This window comes from Corynebacterium glyciniphilum AJ 3170, from assembly GCF_000626675.1.
Lineage (GTDB): Bacteria > Actinomycetota > Actinomycetes > Mycobacteriales > Mycobacteriaceae > Corynebacterium > Corynebacterium glyciniphilum.
In genome coordinates this window covers 2,396,956-2,412,262 of sequence record NZ_CP006842.1, presented here as the reverse complement: position 1 = coordinate 2,412,262, position 15,307 = coordinate 2,396,956, and the positions used below count along the sequence as shown (strand labels likewise).

The 15,307-nt window shown below is 63.5% G+C and carries 12 protein-coding genes; 4 read left to right on the top strand and 8 right to left on the bottom strand.

What is annotated here, in order from left to right:
* Positions 1-232: 232 nt before the first annotated feature.
* Both CGLY_RS11255 and CGLY_RS11250 read right to left on the bottom strand, forming a co-directional pair.
* Positions 233-1,864 carry an acyl-CoA dehydrogenase family protein gene (locus CGLY_RS11255; protein ID WP_038549462.1) on the bottom strand — a complete coding sequence of 544 codons (1,632 nt, stop codon included), beginning with the start codon at positions 1,862-1,864 and terminating at the stop codon, positions 233-235.
* Complete coding sequence (locus CGLY_RS11250; RefSeq protein ID WP_038549460.1) at positions 1,861-2,475, bottom strand: TetR/AcrR family transcriptional regulator; 615 nt, start codon at positions 2,473-2,475, stop codon at positions 1,861-1,863. The genes CGLY_RS11255 and CGLY_RS11250 overlap by 4 nt, the downstream gene beginning before the upstream one ends.
* Positions 2,476-2,588: 113 nt before the next feature.
* On the opposite strand from CGLY_RS11250, the gene CGLY_RS11245 reads away from it, so the two are divergent.
* The gene (locus CGLY_RS11245) at positions 2,589-4,100 is read left to right on the top strand and encodes a class I adenylate-forming enzyme family protein (RefSeq protein ID WP_038552747.1); all 1,512 of its coding nucleotides are present in this window, start codon (positions 2,589-2,591) and stop codon (positions 4,098-4,100) included.
* 237 nt (positions 4,101-4,337) lie between these two features.
* On the opposite strand, the gene CGLY_RS16795 is transcribed toward CGLY_RS11245, so the two are convergent.
* Positions 4,338-7,718: an AAA domain-containing protein gene (locus CGLY_RS16795; RefSeq protein WP_052540086.1), complete on the bottom strand. Its 3,381-nt coding sequence runs from the start codon at positions 7,716-7,718 to the stop codon at positions 4,338-4,340.
* A 453-nt stretch (positions 7,719-8,171) separates the two neighbouring features.
* Between CGLY_RS16795 and CGLY_RS11235 the strand changes: the two genes are divergently transcribed.
* Together CGLY_RS11235 and CGLY_RS17805 are read left to right on the top strand one after the other, a co-directional pair.
* On the top strand, positions 8,172-8,435 hold the full coding sequence (locus CGLY_RS11235; RefSeq protein WP_038552741.1) for a ribbon-helix-helix protein, CopG family: 264 nt from the start codon (positions 8,172-8,174) through the stop codon (positions 8,433-8,435).
* Complete coding sequence (locus CGLY_RS17805) at positions 8,432-8,668, top strand: hypothetical protein (protein WP_038549457.1); 237 nt, start codon at positions 8,432-8,434, stop codon at positions 8,666-8,668. The genes CGLY_RS11235 and CGLY_RS17805 overlap by 4 nt, the downstream gene beginning before the upstream one ends.
* Positions 8,669-8,808: 140 nt before the next feature.
* On the opposite strand, the gene CGLY_RS11225 is transcribed toward CGLY_RS17805, so the two are convergent.
* From CGLY_RS11225 to tkt, 4 genes are read right to left on the bottom strand one after another with little or no spacing between them, the layout of a single operon-like run.
* Entirely contained in the window at positions 8,809-10,224 is a 1,416-nt protein-coding gene (locus CGLY_RS11225) for a PTS ascorbate transporter subunit IIC (RefSeq protein ID WP_038549455.1), read from the bottom strand.
* A 7-nt stretch (positions 10,225-10,231) separates the two neighbouring features.
* Positions 10,232-10,528, bottom strand: coding sequence for a PTS sugar transporter subunit IIB (locus tag CGLY_RS11220; protein WP_038549452.1), 297 nt, complete (start codon positions 10,526-10,528; stop codon positions 10,232-10,234).
* Between the two features lie 5 nt (positions 10,529-10,533).
* Positions 10,534-10,992, bottom strand: a complete 459-nt coding sequence (locus CGLY_RS11215; RefSeq protein ID WP_038549450.1) for a PTS sugar transporter subunit IIA — start codon at positions 10,990-10,992, stop codon at positions 10,534-10,536.
* An 8-nt stretch (positions 10,993-11,000) separates the two neighbouring features.
* Complete coding sequence (gene tkt, locus CGLY_RS11210; protein WP_038549448.1) at positions 11,001-13,052, bottom strand: transketolase; 2,052 nt, start codon at positions 13,050-13,052, stop codon at positions 11,001-11,003.
* A gap of 121 nt (positions 13,053-13,173) precedes the next feature.
* Between tkt and CGLY_RS11205 the strand changes: the two genes are divergently transcribed.
* Positions 13,174-13,959, top strand: a complete 786-nt coding sequence (locus CGLY_RS11205; RefSeq protein WP_158407388.1) for a GntR family transcriptional regulator — start codon at positions 13,174-13,176, stop codon at positions 13,957-13,959.
* A gap of 756 nt (positions 13,960-14,715) precedes the next feature.
* Here CGLY_RS11205 and CGLY_RS17565 read toward each other — a convergent pair.
* Complete coding sequence (locus tag CGLY_RS17565) at positions 14,716-14,958, bottom strand: hypothetical protein (RefSeq protein WP_038549447.1); 243 nt, start codon at positions 14,956-14,958, stop codon at positions 14,716-14,718.
* Between the last annotated feature and the right edge of the window lie 349 nt (positions 14,959-15,307).

Sequence of the window (15,307 nt, the reverse complement as noted above, 5' to 3'; positions counted from 1 at the left end):
CGGGTACGGTCCTGTTCCGGCGGAGGCAGGAAGGGGAGAGATCACCTGCTGGGCATGACCTGAGCCCTCTGCTCGCTATGCGTGACAGTGGGTAGGGGGGCACACGATCCAAGGTGAGATAATTCTCATCTGTGCAGGCCGTAGCACCAGTCTGAATTCCGAAGCGTCAGAATATGGTGCCTTGAACTACGTCGAGAGTTCCGTGAGGAGGAGAACAGTCGTCACGGTCGTCTCACGCCCTATCGACCAGCCTGTCCACGTCGACCCCCTCACCCAGCGTCCCGTACTCCATACTCCGCGTCACCGGATCCACCCGTCCGGCGAGGAATGCGTCAGCGACATGCGAGGGCGCGTGAGTCAGCAGAACCTGTGCCTGCAGGGTCAGGGCCATCGACTCGACCAGCCGTCGTGCGTTCCTCTCTGCGCTCTCCGGGCGCGCCGCGACCTCCGACAGTAGGCCACGCATGCGGGCGACCTGCGCGTCGTAGCGTTCGTCCCGTCCCAGGGCGGTCGCCATCTCTGCGTCGAAAGCCTCCGCCGAGGTAGGCTGCTTGACCAGCGCACGGAGAACGTCGAGAGCGATGACGTTCCCCGAGCCCTCCCACACCGCAAGGACCGGCTGCTCACGGTACCGGCGCGCCAGCGGGAACAGTTCGGTGTACCCGTTGCCGCCGAGGCACTCCAGCCCTTCGTAGGCATGGTGCGGGCCCCGTTTACACACCCAGTACTTCGCCACCGCTGTCGCCAACCGTCGGAAGTCCTCTTCTCCGGCACCGTCATCGTGGGCCGACGCCAGACGCAACGCAGTCCACGTCGCCGCCTCAGCCTCCAACTGGAGATCAGCGATCACGGTGGTCATCGCAGGTTGGTCGATCAACGTCGCCCCGAACGCAGAACGGTGTCGGGCATGCCACGCCGCTTCCGCCACCACCTGGCGCATTCCCGCCGCCGTGCCGTAGATGCAGTCCAGCCGCGTGCGGTTGACCATCTCGATGATCGTCCGGACCCCTCGTCCGGTCTCGCCGACCATCCAGCCGATGGTGCCGTTGAGCTCAATCTCGGACGACGCATTCGATTTATTGCCGAGCTTGTCCTTCAGCCGCTGGATCAGGAACACGTTCCGCTCGCCGCCCGGAAGGACCCGCGGCACCAGGAAACAGCTCAGACCCCCGGGGACGCCCGCGGCCTGCGCGATAACCAGGAACGCATCTGACTGCGGTGCCGAGCAGAACCACTTGTGCCCGGTCAACGACCACGTGCCGTCCGCGTTGGGTGTGGCGGTGGTCGTGTTCGCCCGGACGTCCGATCCACCCTGCTTCTCCGTCATCGCCATGCCGAAGATCACGCCGTCTTTGGTGGCCGGGTCGCGGAACTCCGGGTCGTAACTGGTGGACAGCAGCTTCGGCTCCCACTCCGTCGCCAGATCGGGTGCCAGACGCAATGCCGGCACCACGGCATGGGTCATGGAGACCGGACAGCCGTGCCCCGGCTCCACTTGGCTGGCGAGCATGAACGCCGCAGCACGCTCCGCATTCGCCCCGGGGTGGGGATTCGCCCACGCCGAGGTGTGGAGTCCCCACCCGATGGACTGCTCCATGATGCGGTGGTAGCCGGGGTGGAATTCGACCTCGTCAACGCGATGCCCCCAGCGGTCGTGGGAACGGAGTACGGGCGTGATGGTGTTCGCCAGTTCTGCGTCGTGCTGGTAGGAGGCGGAACCGACCTCCGCGCCGATACCGCCTAACCGGGCGGTGTCGGCGTCTGGTGCGAAGACTGCGACTGCATCCTGAAGTGCGGTGTTTGTGCTGAATTCGTTGACGTCGACGCGCGGCGCTGACTGGTTGAACACGGTATGGGTGGTCATGGTTGTGGTGCTCCTAACGCCCGGAGGCAGAACGTGGTGACGGAGGCGATCAGATAGTCGGGATCTGTGACGGAGGATTCGGGGCTGAGCCGTCCCATGAGGGCTTCGGCGTTGGCGCCGATGACGGAACGAGCGCTGAGCTCGGCGTCCTGGTCGGGGATCTCGCCGACCAGAATGCCGTCGCGAATGACCGTGACGACCAGATCGTGGTAGCGACGGCGGAAGGTGAGTCGTTCCGCCTCGACCAGCGGGTTGACCGGTTCGAAGAGCAGGGCCTCTGCCATTGTCGGGTTGCGCAGCGCACGGGTGGAGAATGTGGCCAGGAGCGACGACAGGCGGTCTCCGATAGCGGGAGGTGCTGACATTGTCGCGTACTCAACGGCGCGGAATTCGCGGTCGGCGATCGACCGGAAGACGCTTGCCAGCAGTTTCTCTCGGTTGTCGAAGTAGCGGTAGACCGAGCCGGCGGCGTTCCCGGACTCTTCGGCGATGGCGCGCACGGAAGCGGCCGCGAATCCACCGGACGAAATGAGGGCGGTCGCGGCGCGGAGGATGCTGTCGCGTCGCCCCTGGGCGTGCGCTCGGGTTTTCTCGGTCTGCTGGTAGGGCATGCGTCCTGATGTCTTCTCTGGTCGGTGGAAGTGACGGTTCTTTCGTGAAGGTGTGAACTATGGTTCACTGTGACTCAGGCTACATCACACCACCACCGAAAGGCAGCCTCCCCATGAACCTCCTTGATTCCCTCGACGCCACCGTTCGACGTCGCCCCGATCACCCCGCGTTGCAGTGGGGGAGCAGGTCGATGACCTACCGGGAACTGCGCGAGGCCGCAGACCGGGCAGCGACTGTCTTCGTCGACAATGGTGTCCGACCTGGTGACAGGGTTCTGGTGATGACTTTGAACGACCCCGGCTTCGTCGTCGCGATGTACGGCATCTGGCGCGCGGGAGCGGTGCTCGTGCCGGCGAACCACAAACTTCAGCCCGAGGAGATCAGCCACATCGTCCGGCATTCCGGGGGAGTGTTCGGTGTCGCCTCGGATGCTGTCATTGACACCGCACGACAGGGCGGGCCGGAGATCACCTGGATGCAGACCGGGTGGGAGGAGGGAGACTTCGACCGCGCCGTCGCGGCGGCTGCTCCTTTCATCGGTGGCGTCGCACCGGACGAGGACTACGCTCAGGTGCTCTACACCTCAGGTACGACAAGCGCGCCGAAGGGGTGCGTTCACACCCACCGCGGGATCAGCGCCCTGTCGCCGAATATCGCCAATACACTGCATTTCACCCCGGATGAACGGTTCCTGATGATCATGCCGATCTGGCATGCCTCACCACTGAACGACTGGCTGCTGACCACGATGTACATCGGCGGGACCGTGGTGCTGATGCGCGAGTTCGATGCCGCTGAGCTCCTGCCTACGCTCGAGAAGGAGCGCATCACCTCCGTGTTCGGCGCCCCGATCGCCTATATCGCGCCGGTGCAGAAGGCTAAGGCAGAGGGGAAGGATCTCCGGGACTTCGATCTCAGCAGCGTGGAGAAGCTGATCTACGGTGCCGCACCGCTGGGGGAGGATCAGGCGAGGATGCTCATCGACGCCTACGGCACCGGGAACTTCTACCAGGTGTACGGAATGACCGAAACGGGACCGGCCGGCTCCTGTCTCCAACCGTCAGAGCAGCTGATCAAGGCCGGTTCCATCGGCAAGGGCGGCATGTTCGGCGTGGACCTCAAGGTCGTCGACGATGCGGGCAGGGATGTCGATGCTGACGGACAGGGGGAGATCTGGATGCGCGCGGATTCGGTGATGAGTGTGTATATGTCTGACCCGGCCGCGACGGCTGAGGTGTTCATCGACGGGTGGTACCGCACCGGGGATGTCGCCAGGGTGGATGCTGACGGGTATGTCTACATTGTGGACCGGAAGAAGGACGTCATCATCACCGGTGGGGAGAACGTGTACTCCACCGAGGTCGAGGACGCGGTGATGGCGATCCCCGGGGTACGGGACGTCGCCGTGGTGGGTCGTCAGCACCCGGAATGGGGTGAAACGGTGGTCGCGGTCGTTGTGACTTTGGATGGGCAGCACCTCAGCGTCGATGAGGTGCGGAAACACCTTGCCGGGAGAATCGCGAAGTACAAGATCCCCCGCGAGGTCATCGTGGCCCGGGGGCTACCGCGGAATCCGTCGGGGAAACTCCTGAAGCACGTGATCCGGGCCGAGGTGAACTCCTGAGGGATTCCCGACGATCTCGTTGGTCAGGTCAGCCTAGGCTATGGGGGTGCCTGCGTCTTCGTTGCCACGGTTCACGGACTTACGAGAACCCCTGTATAAGGGTGTGCGGCTCCGTGACAATATGCGGTGCTACTACACCAGCGTCACGGTCTCGGACGACTCGGGGGCTGTCCCTGGCGATCTACCTCCGAGGTCGCTCCGGGAACACTGCAAGCCGTTGCACTGTTCCAGTTAGGCTTATATAACGATCTCACCTCGGTTGATCATGTCAGCTAGCGCTCGCTGTGCCTCCGGGGAGTAGATCGGGTTCACGTAGGGTTCCCCGTCCTTCGACGTACCCTCGTAGACAGCGATTCCCAGAGCTGCCCCTTTAGCGGTGGGAACTGGGCCGTGCTCACCACGGACGATGTATTCAGCGTCCCTTAGGGCTTTATTGAATGCTTTGGCCGTTGGGTTTTCGGTGGAACCGGAGGGGAGAATCAGATTTTTGACCAGAACGCTGGCGATGGCGTAGCCCGCTTCGATGGACTCGCTCCGTTTGACGGTCCGATACGTAGGTTCTGCGGTAGCAGTCGTTGTTGCGGCAGTGGGAGCGTCCTGCTCGACGGGCCGCTCGGCCACTTCGCTCGCTGCGAAGTCGCAGTTACTTTTCGTCGCGTGTTTGTGGACGAGGCCGAAGACTTCTCCCTGATCGGACCAGCGGGTTGTTCCTCCGAAGACGATGAACAGGTCCTTCGCCCGGGAGACGGCCACGTTCATCAGCTCCAGGGTGTTGTCGATGAAGCTTGCCTGGGGGTCTCGGTCCCCGTACACCGAGGAGAACAGAATCACCGGGCGCTCCGCCCCCTGCAACCGATGCGCTGTTCCCACCGTGACCGCCTTACCCAGGGCGGGGCCACCGATCTCACGGATCTTCCGTGAGATCAGCCGTGCCTGGGCAGCGAACGGTGTGACGACACCGACAACCTGATCGGGCGACTGGCCGGCCGGGTCGTAGATGTCCGCGAAATAACGGAAGTTGTCGTTGATCCAGTGGGCGATGGTGTTCGCCTCCCTGTCGTTTACTCTGCTGGATCCCGACCTCCTGCTCTCCGAGCCCGCTACCTCGTGGACGAGGAAGGGGCTGACGGTCCGGTCCTTCAGCTTGTACCCCTCGACCGGACGGGAGGGGACCAGCATGCCCTTGTAGAGCAGGTCGTTGCAGTAGTTGATTATGCCGGGATGGCAGCGGAAATGCTCGGACAGGAACAGTCCCGGATCAGCGTCCACGCCGTAGGACCAGTTACTGGCCGATGCGGCGGCGGCCATCACGGAGGAGTGGTCGGACGAGGTGAGCCCGCGGAAGGTCATGTCCTCCCACTGGTCGGCCAGGCCGAGGGTCGAAGCGATCTGCCGGTCCGATTCCGGGTCGATGCTCCAGACCGGGGCGAGCTGTCGGACGTCCCCGACGACGAGTGCCCGTTTCGCGACCGCGAAGGCGGCGGCACCGACGGAGGTGTCCACCTGACCTGACTCGTCCATGATGAGCAGATCCGCCCGCTCCAGGTCGAACCGCGTATCCTCCTCATTCCTGGTCCAGAGTTTGAAGTACTTGGGCAGCTGGTAGGCAGTCATGACGAAACACGGGGTGAGGGCCGCAATCTGGCCCCAGTACTTCTCCATGTACCGCTGCGACGTCCGTTTCCGCTCCGCAACGGGGATGACCGCATTGTCTGCGTCCACCCCGGAGGCGAACGAGAGCCACTGTGCCTCATAGAGGTGGACGGCGATCCAGAACTCCGCGTACCGCACCGTGGTGTCGAGGCTTCTGTCGAGATCGAGGAGGCTGACGGATTCCCTGATCTCCTGTTCCCCCACCTCGGTCAGGGCACCGAGTCTGCGGAGCCAGTTCAGCGCCTGCTCCGCCGCAGGCGTCATCGCCATGGCAGTGGCCTCCTCCTGTTCCTTCTGCCGGCGTGCAGCGTCAAGAGCATTGATACGCTGGGAGAAACGGTCATCCTCTGTGTCGTAGAACGTGACGAACTCCTCGATTGTGTCGAAGCGTGGGGCAGGTTCGTCGTCGGTGTAGTTCTGCTCGATCACGAAGAAGTCATCGGAGGGGTCCCGGTGTGGCTGTGCCGCCTCTGCCTCGTCACGTCGGGCCTTCCAGAACAGGCCTCGGGCACGGAACAGGCTCTGCTGTTCCTCGGCGTCCCGGATCTCGGCGGCGAGCCACCGACTCACCCGGGGCCCGGCGGAGAGTTCGGCCTCTGCCTTCTCCCTGAGTAGGACACACCGGCTTTCGTCGATGCGGTGGAGCGCCTTGCGGAGGACCTGCGTGGCCTCGGCCAGAGTCTGGGCGCCGGCGACCACACCACCGGTGCTCGACGCATGGGCCTGCATTTGCTCGAGGAACCGGGCCGTGGCAGTGGCGACATAGTCCGGGGTGGAGTACCGGGAGTAGACACCGGACTTCCGGGTGTCCTCGACGAGATACCTGCTATTGACCTCCCTTGCCTTGCTCATGGACGGACAGTAGGTCGCCAGGGCAGACAAGGGTTCTGACGTGGCTCCGGTGTCGCTGTCAGCATCTTCGCCGGGCAACCAGCGGAGATCGAACGTACCGGAATCGTCCTTCGACACCGAGCTGAAGGAGTCGATGACGTTGGTCACCGCCTGGTTGTTCGTGGAGGTGCAGATGATCAGGGGCGCAGGGCGACCGTCGAGCGCGTGGCGGACCAACATGCTGGCGACCACGGATTGCAGCATGGTGGTCTTGCCGGTCCCTGGCGGGCCGCTGACGGCGGTCACGTCACCGCCACCGTCCCAGAGAAAGGCGTGGACCGCTCGGCGCTGGGAATCTGTCAGAGGAAATCCGTCGCTCATGCTGCCGCAGGATGCCAGAGCGGTCTGGAGGAGTCGGGACGTGTCGTCATCGATGACGTCGGAGCTATGGCGGGGACGCTCGGCGAGCGAGAGTAGCTGCTCGTAGGCTGGTAACCGTGCCTTCTCCTTCTGTGAGAGGAGATGACCGTAGAGGTCAAGGATCGCGCCGTTGGCGATAACCACCGACTCCGCGGAGAGGAAACAGTCCGCATACAGGACCTTGGCACCGTTCTCCATGGCATTTTCCTCGACAGAACCGTTCCCAACTGCCTTGAACATCTCCAGGCACGCATCCACGGCATCTGCCCAGGATTCGACGTGGGAGACCGCCTCAGGCCAGTCATTGAGCCGGTAACGCCAGAATGTCGACAATTCTCCGACCGTTACTCCGCTGGCGGGAATACCTGGCGTGGTGAGCCGACTGGCCGGGATCCACGGTTCAGAGGACGTGAGGTCCGCTGTCAGTGTCCCATTCTCATCGAGGGAGGCGGGGAGAAGCAGGAGCCCCTCCTTTCTGCCTCTGATCTGCAAGGTGACCAATGAGACCACCACGTCGACCGGTTTCGGCTTCTTGCCCGCCGAGGATTTCTGGATGAAGCGGGTGGTGACGTCGTATGGCAGTGTCCCGGAACGTAGAGTCTCGAGAGTGATGCTCGCGAACTTCTCCTCGGAGGTGAACTCGTAGTCCTGCAGATTTGACCGGGTCTGGATATTTCGGAGATAATTGGTAATGTGGTGATGCAGGGGATCCATCGGTGACTTTCGTGTTAACTGTGACGGTGAACGGACGGGACCGCCGTCGGTGGTAGGTCGGCTGATGCCGGACCTTACTGTCTCGACACTAGTTTCGTCGGCGAAGTAGGAGATTTTCCTCAGGATCGTGCGTGGCGTCCTTCTTCACGGTCACAAGGGGGGTCTCGCCTGATATTGCGACTTCTTCACCGTTGCGTCCGATTCGCCTTCGCGCGGCCAGTGGTGCTGGGTCGAAAGTGTCGCGTCATCGACTCGGGAGACCGTGGGATAGTCGGCGTAGGCCAGTGGGATTCCGCTATCTAGGTGGTCCGTCGTGGACGAGCATGTTCTGATGCGGAGAAGACGCTGCGGCGTCCCGGTAAGCAGGATGATCCACGAGTGGTCGCTTGTTCTCGTCGTCGATGCGTCAGTGAACCCTAGCCGTTCCACTACTTCCGTATTACGATAGTGACCATGATGAGGAAGATGCATGGTGAAGAGGTCTCTGAAGAACAGGTTGATGCCTGGGTTGCCGAGGCAGAAGAGGGATACGACGTCGAGGAGCTTCAGAAGCGGATCATCGGACGTCCAGCGCGCGGCAGTGAGGCTTCCAGAGTCGTCCCCGTGCGACTCACTGACGCCGAGCTTGATGCAGTGATGAAGCGGGCGGACAAGGAACACCTCAACCGTTCAGAGGCGATTCGCGCTGCCCTGAGCGACTGGGCCCGTTCCGCATGATTGTTCGGCCGTCCGCGCTCAAACACGGTATTTCTGAGACGGACGGTATTGAGGCTGCTACCTGGCCGGTGCTTGTCATGAGGTTGGACGACGAGAATCCTCAGAGGGTACTGCGTCTCGGTTTCGATAGCAGCGGCAGACTGCTGGAAGTTGTCGTGCTCTTGTGGGACGACGGTACCGAAGAGCTCATTCATTGCATGCGGGCAAGGAAGAAGTACCTCCGACTTCTGTAATGGCAGGGAGGTTGCACTGTCATTGTTACGACAGTGTGGAACGCTCGGCTGACCCTTGCCGCCGAAGGCAGTGGCATCTGCCGCAGATGACGCGTCAGTGGCAGGGGTACAGGCATTGCCTGCAGATGCGGAAGAGACGTCTACTTCGCAGCTTCCGAAGACTCCGCTGACGCCTCCTCGGCACCATCCACGTCCACCTTCTGCCCCCGTCGCCCGATCATGAACGACGCTGCGTAGGTCACCAGCACCGCGGCAACCAGGCCGATGATGATGGCCGTCTGACCACCACCCTGGTTCAGATAGCCGAGGAACAGACCCGCCACACCGAAGTCGGCGTCGGAGAACGTCGAGTCCGACAGTCCCACGTCGCCGAGGACAGGCAGCAGCCACAGCGGCAGGAACGTGATGGCCAGGCCGTTGACGAAGGCGCCGAGCACTGCGCCCCGCCGGCCACCGACACCGTTGCCGATCACGCCGGACGCGCCACCGGTCATGAAGTGCGCGATCACGCCGGGCACCACGATCGTCGTGCCGGCCATCGCCATGATGCCCATGCCCAGCAGCCCGCCGACGAAACTCGACAGGAAACCGATGAGCACCGCATTCGGCGCGAAAGTGAAGGTGATCGGCACGTCCAGCGCCGGCTTGGCGTCCTTCACCAGGCGCTCGCTGATGCCCTTGAACGCCGGGACGATCTCGCCCAACACCACGCGCACGCCGGCGAGGATGATGAACACACCCGCGGAGAACGTCGCGCCCTGCATCAGTGCGAAGACGATGTAGTTCGTGCCGTCGCTGAGGTTGTCCTCGATGTACCCGGACCCGGCGAACAAGGCCACGATCAGATAGATCAAGCCCATCGACAGGGCGGTGATCACCGTGGTGTCCCGCAGGAAGCCCAGCCCGGACGGCAGGTTCAGGTCCTCCGTCGATTTCGACGGGTGCTTCTTGCTGCGGGTGACGGTGGCGACCAGGCCGCTCAGGGCGATACCCGCGCCACCGGTGTGCCCGAGGGCGACGTCGTCGGTGCCGGTGACCCGCTTCATGAACGGCTGCACCAGGGCAGGGGAGACAGTGACGATCAGGCCCTGGGCGATCGAGCCCCACAGGACGGCCTCCCAGTCGGCGAAGCCGGCGACCTTGAAGATCACCGCGATCATCGCGGCCATGTAGAACGCAACGTGGCCCGAGAGGTAGATGTACTTGAACGTCGAGGTCATCGACAACAGGACGTTGACGATCATGCCGAAGAAGAAGATCAACGCGGCGATAGACCCGTAGGTCACCAGCACCGTGCCCACGATGGCCTCGTTGTTCGGGACCACGCCCTGGACGTTGAAGGCCTCCTGGAACATGTCGCCGAACGGCTCCAGGGAACCGCTGACCACCCCGGCACCGGCGGCGAGGACGAGGAAGCCGACCAGCGTCCTGATCGTCCCCTTCATGATGTCGCTGCCCTTCTTGCGCTGCACGGACAGGCCGATCAGTGCGATGAGGGCGACGATGACGGACGGCTCCCGGAAGATGTCCAGGAGGAGTTCGAGTACTCCGTTCATGGCGGACTCACCCCTCGCCGGAGAAGCGCACGCCGTGCCGCGTCAACGCCTCGGCGGTCTTGGTGCGGATCTCGTCCATGTCGATGAGACTGTCCAGGGAGACGACGTCGCCTAGGCCGGACGCGGCCTCGTAGATGTCGCGTCCGACGAAGATGACGTCGGCCGAGCCGGGGGAGACCGACCCGAGGTCGGCATGTTCGACCTCGACGCCGTCCGCGCCGAGTTCCTTGACGGCCTTTTCGATGTTGAGCCTGGTCATGAAGCTGGAACCGAGGCCGGTGCTGCACACTGCGAGAATCTTCATGTCTGTCATTCCTTCGGTGAGAGTGCGGACACGATGTCCGCGGAGGTGGTTGCGTTGAGGAGCGTTTGTCGGAGGTCTTCGTCGGTGAGCACCCGCGCCAGGTTCTTCATGACGTCGAGGTGGCCGCGAGAGTCGACGGCGGCCAGCGCGATGAACACGGTGACCGGGTGCGTCGGGTCATCGGCGAGGAGGACGGGTTCGCCCAGGTGGAGGACGGAGAGCCCGGTCGACTGCACGCCGTTCTCCGGACGGGCATGCGCCAGCGCGATGCCGGCACCCAGGTCGATGTAGGTGCCGTTCGGCCCCGCGATCGAGGCAATCATGGCGTCGACGTAGTCGCGGGTGGCGTTGCCCTTGTCGACGAGGATGCCGCCGACAATCTCTATGGCGTCCCGCCACCCCTGGACAGCGTCGCGCAGGACGATGTGGTCCTCGGCGACGGCGAGCGGTGATGTGCTGGTCATGGTGGTCCTCATTTCCTCGATCGGGACATCGCCTCGTCGGCGGCGGCAACGACGCGTTCGGCGGTCATGCCGCAGGCGCGTTGGACGTCCGTGGCAGGGCCAGATTCGCCGAAGTGGTCGATCCCCACGGCGACACCGGCGTCGCCGATGATGTCGCCCCAGCCGAAGGTGGCGGCGGCCTCGACGACGACCCGGGCACGGAGCTGGGGAGGCAGGACGGAGTCACGGTACTTATCGTCCTGCCGGTCGAACAGGTCCCGGGACGGCATGCTGACGACCCGGACGGCGTACCCGTTGCCGCGCAGGGTTGTCGCGGCGTCCACCGCCAGTTCCAGTTCACTGCCGGTGCCGATGAGGATGACATCGGGGTCATCGGCGGTGCTGTCGGAGGAGACGATGTAGGCTCCGCGGCGGACGCCGTCGACGATGCGGTCCGGGTCGATGCCCAGTGTCTTCAGGGGCTGGCGGCACAGCACCAGGCCTGCCGGCCCGTCCTGTTCCAGGGCGACGAACCATGCCGCGGCGGTCTCGTTGGCGTCCGCCGGACGGATCGAGGTGAACCCGGGCATGGCCCGCAGGCTCGCCAGGTGCTCGATCGGCTGGTGGGTGGGGCCGTCCTGCCCGAGCGCGATGGAGTCGTGCGACCAGACGAAGATCGACGGGAGTTTCATCAACGCGGCGAGCCGGAGCGCGGCACGTTCGTAGTCGGAGAACGTGAGGAACGTTCCGGCGAAGACCCGCGTACCGCCGGCCAGCACCATACCGTTGACGGCCGCCGCCATGGCGAACTCGCGTACGCCCCAGTGGACGTTGCGGCCCGTCCGGCCGCCGTCCTCGGGAAGAAAGGAGCCGGAGGATGTAATGGCGGTGCGGTTGGGGTCGGCGAGGTCCGCTGAGCCGCCGACGAGTTCGGGCAGGTGCTCCGCCAGGACCTGGATGGTGTCGCGGGACGCGTCACGCGTGGAGACCATGGTCCCGGGTTCCCACCGGGGAAGGCTGTCGTTCAACTCGCCAGGGATGCCCCGGTCGACGACACGACGAAGGTCGGCAGCACGAGCAGGGTTCCTTGTGGCCCATTGCTCCATCTGGCCGTCCCACCGGCGGTGCAGCTCAGCACCGGCGGTGACCGCTTCGCGGGCGGTGTCGAGTACGGCGTCCGGGACGTCGAACGGGGCGGTGTCGACGCCGAGCTCCCGCCGGAGGCCGGCGACTTCTTCGGCGCCCAGCGGAGCGCCGTGGGAACCGGCGGTGCCGCGTGCCGTGGGGGACGGCCAGGCGATCTCGGAATCGAGGACGACCAGGTGGGGCCGGTGGTCGCCCCCAGCGGAGAGAATGTCGTCGAGCGCGGTGATGTCGATGTCGCCGTCGGATGCGCGGGCCACCGTGGAGACCCGCCACCCCTGGGCCTCGAAGCGGGCGACAACGTCCTCCGACCAGGCGAGGTCCGTGGCGCCGTCGATCTGGATTCGGTTGCGGTCGTAGAGGACGGTGAGGTTGTCGAGCTGGTGCCGTCCCGCAAGCGAGCCCGCCTCGTAGGAGATGCCTTCCTCCAGGTCACCGTCGGAGGCCAGGACCCACACGTGGCGGTCGAACGGAGAATCGCCTGTGGGGGCCTCGGCATCGTAGAGCGCCCGCTGGTGTGCGAAAGCCATCGCCATTCCCACGCCCATGGCGAAGCCCTGGCCCAACGGGCCTGTGGTGGCGTCCACGCCGGGAGTGATGCCGTACTCGGGGTGGCCGGGGGTCTTCGACCCGAGACGGCGGAAGTTCTTCAGGTCGTCGAGGGAGAGATCGTATCCGGTGAGGTAGAGCTGCGCGTAGAGCAGCATGCTCGCGTGGCCGCAGGACAGAATGAACCTGTCCCGTCCGAACCAGTGCGGGTCCTGTGGATCGTGCCGGATGTACTTTCCGTAGAGCAGGGTCGCGACCGGTGCCAGAGAGATGGCCGCGCCGGGGTGACCGGACTGCGCGGCCTCGACGGCGTCCGCCGCGAGAAGCCGGGCTGCGGTGACCACCTCGTTCCCGGTGCGTGAGAGTCCCGGGGGAGCGGTTGTCGTCATTTATCCTCCTCGTGTTCTCGACGGCGCGATCATTCATCAGGTCGTCATGATGAATGCTACTCTAGCGCTGGAAAGGTTTTCGACGCAAGAGCTTTTGTGGCCCCGGGTACGACTCGGGACGATGAGATGGCGATACCCTGACGGGGACAATGACATGCTGGAGGTAGCGATGGCACGCGAGACGGTGAAGTACATTGCGGTGCGCGATCACCTGCAGCAACGCTTGGAGGGGATGTCGGTCGGGGAGCAGATTCCCACTGAGCCGACGCTGTGCGAGGAGTACAACGTCAGCCGGATCACCGTGCGCCGGGCCGTGGACGATCTCATCCAGTCGGGTCTGCTGGAGCGGATCCAGGGGCGGGGGACATTCGTCACGGAGCCGCAGTACACCGAGGAAATCCACGAGACCTTCGCCGAACGCGTGACGGGCTTCCACCGCCAACAGGCGGAACTCGGCCGTGACGTGGTCACTGAGGTCCTGGCTAACGAGGTCACCCGGGCGGCGCGTGCAGCCGAGGCTCTGGAGCTCAATCCCGCCGATGAGCTGATTCTGTTGGAGCGGCTCCGCTATATCAACGGCACGCTGCATCAGCACGTAGTCACGTACCTGCCGGCGGCGCGATATCCCGCCGTGCTGGCCCACGACTTCTCCACCGGTTCGCTGTTCGAGTTCCTGGAGACCACCTACGGGGTCGTCCTCACCCGCAATGACCTGCTGGTGCGCCTGGATCAGGTGGACCAGGGCCGTGCCGAGAGCCTCGGTATCGCCGTGGGGGACAGTGTGCTGGCCGTGGACTCCACGGTGTTCACCGCAGATGCGACTCCCGTTGCCTTCGGTATTGCTACCCACACCCCGGCGTACAGTCAGCTGGCGTTCACGTTGCAGAACCGGGGTTCCGCGAGCTGACCTCCTTTCGCCCGATCTCCCGCATATGTTGTCGCGGCTCGGGGAATGGGCGGGAGCAGAGCTCCGAAGATGGACGCTGCTGAAAAGCGGACATCTGGAAGCGACAGTAGCTTCGTATTACGGTAGTGCTCATGACTCGGGGCAAACATTTTAAGGCCGGGAGTTCGGGATCCTGGAAGATGGTGCTCGCGTGTGCTGGGTTGAACACAGGATTAGTGGCGCGGACCTCCGATGAGGCCGCTGAATTCATGTTGCGTCCATCGCGGAATCTGTCGAGATCACACACTGGCGGCCCGAGGGGAGGGCAGTGAGGTCCCACGCTAATATGCCGTCGGGTGCGACCGAAAAGCCAAAACAGGGGGATTTCGGAAGCTATTGATTCTTCAGAATTTTGACGACGGCGAAAACTACGAGGGCAATAAATAAAATCGGAAGTATGATTATCACAAGTTCCATCATCTTATTCCTCTCTCGGGTTGCTTTTTGATTTTTATGCAGGCCCACGGTGAGCAACGTTTTCCTGCATTACTTCGCCCCCCATACGGTGCTCCGGTTGTCTAGACTAGTATTGAAGTTGAAGTCGAAGTAATCGCCAGGCCGCAGCATGTCAGTCGGGGAGGTGTAGTTGGGGGCCGTGGCAGACCGAGTATCTCGCTTACTCGACTTTGTGTAGGCGACTTGTACCTTCGCACTGGATGCGGCGTCCTGGAGTGGGTGTAGATTTGTAGACCTGACGCCGACGTCGACCTTCTTTACCTATGCTCCTGGACCGTACACATGTACGTAGTTGACGCAGAGGATTCCCGGTGCGAGAACATCGCCGTGTGCCGATCGTGACGAGATGCCGTCGGGCATGTCGGACACGGCTTCGCCGGTATTTCCGGTCGTGGTATCCGCGAGCGCGGTTGGTCTTAGAATTGCGAGGGCGAGGGCGAGGGCGAGGGCGAGAGCGATGGCGATGGTGCCAGCGATGATCTGTAAATGGAGAGGCGTTGTCATTGGTATCCCTCCAGGTGAGCGATTGCTAATTGAACGACGTTCATGACAGTACAGTTCGGTGCGGCTGGTGGGTAGGTATTAATTACTTTTCTTACCCCTGCCATGGAACGGACCACTCCATCAGCAACCTGAGGTGGAAACCGCCCAAGGGCCTCAATCTTCTTCCTCCCCGATCTGCGCAGTACCGCATGGGAGGCTCGGTGCACTCATCGGTGCGATGATCGACACTGGAAGGCAGGAACGTAGTAGCGTTCTTCGAAGACATCGACGCCCCCGTGACTCTCCGTCAGCATGGGGACGATGCCCCGTGACCATAGCTTCCGCGCCTTCCTGGTGTCGTCGGGATCAG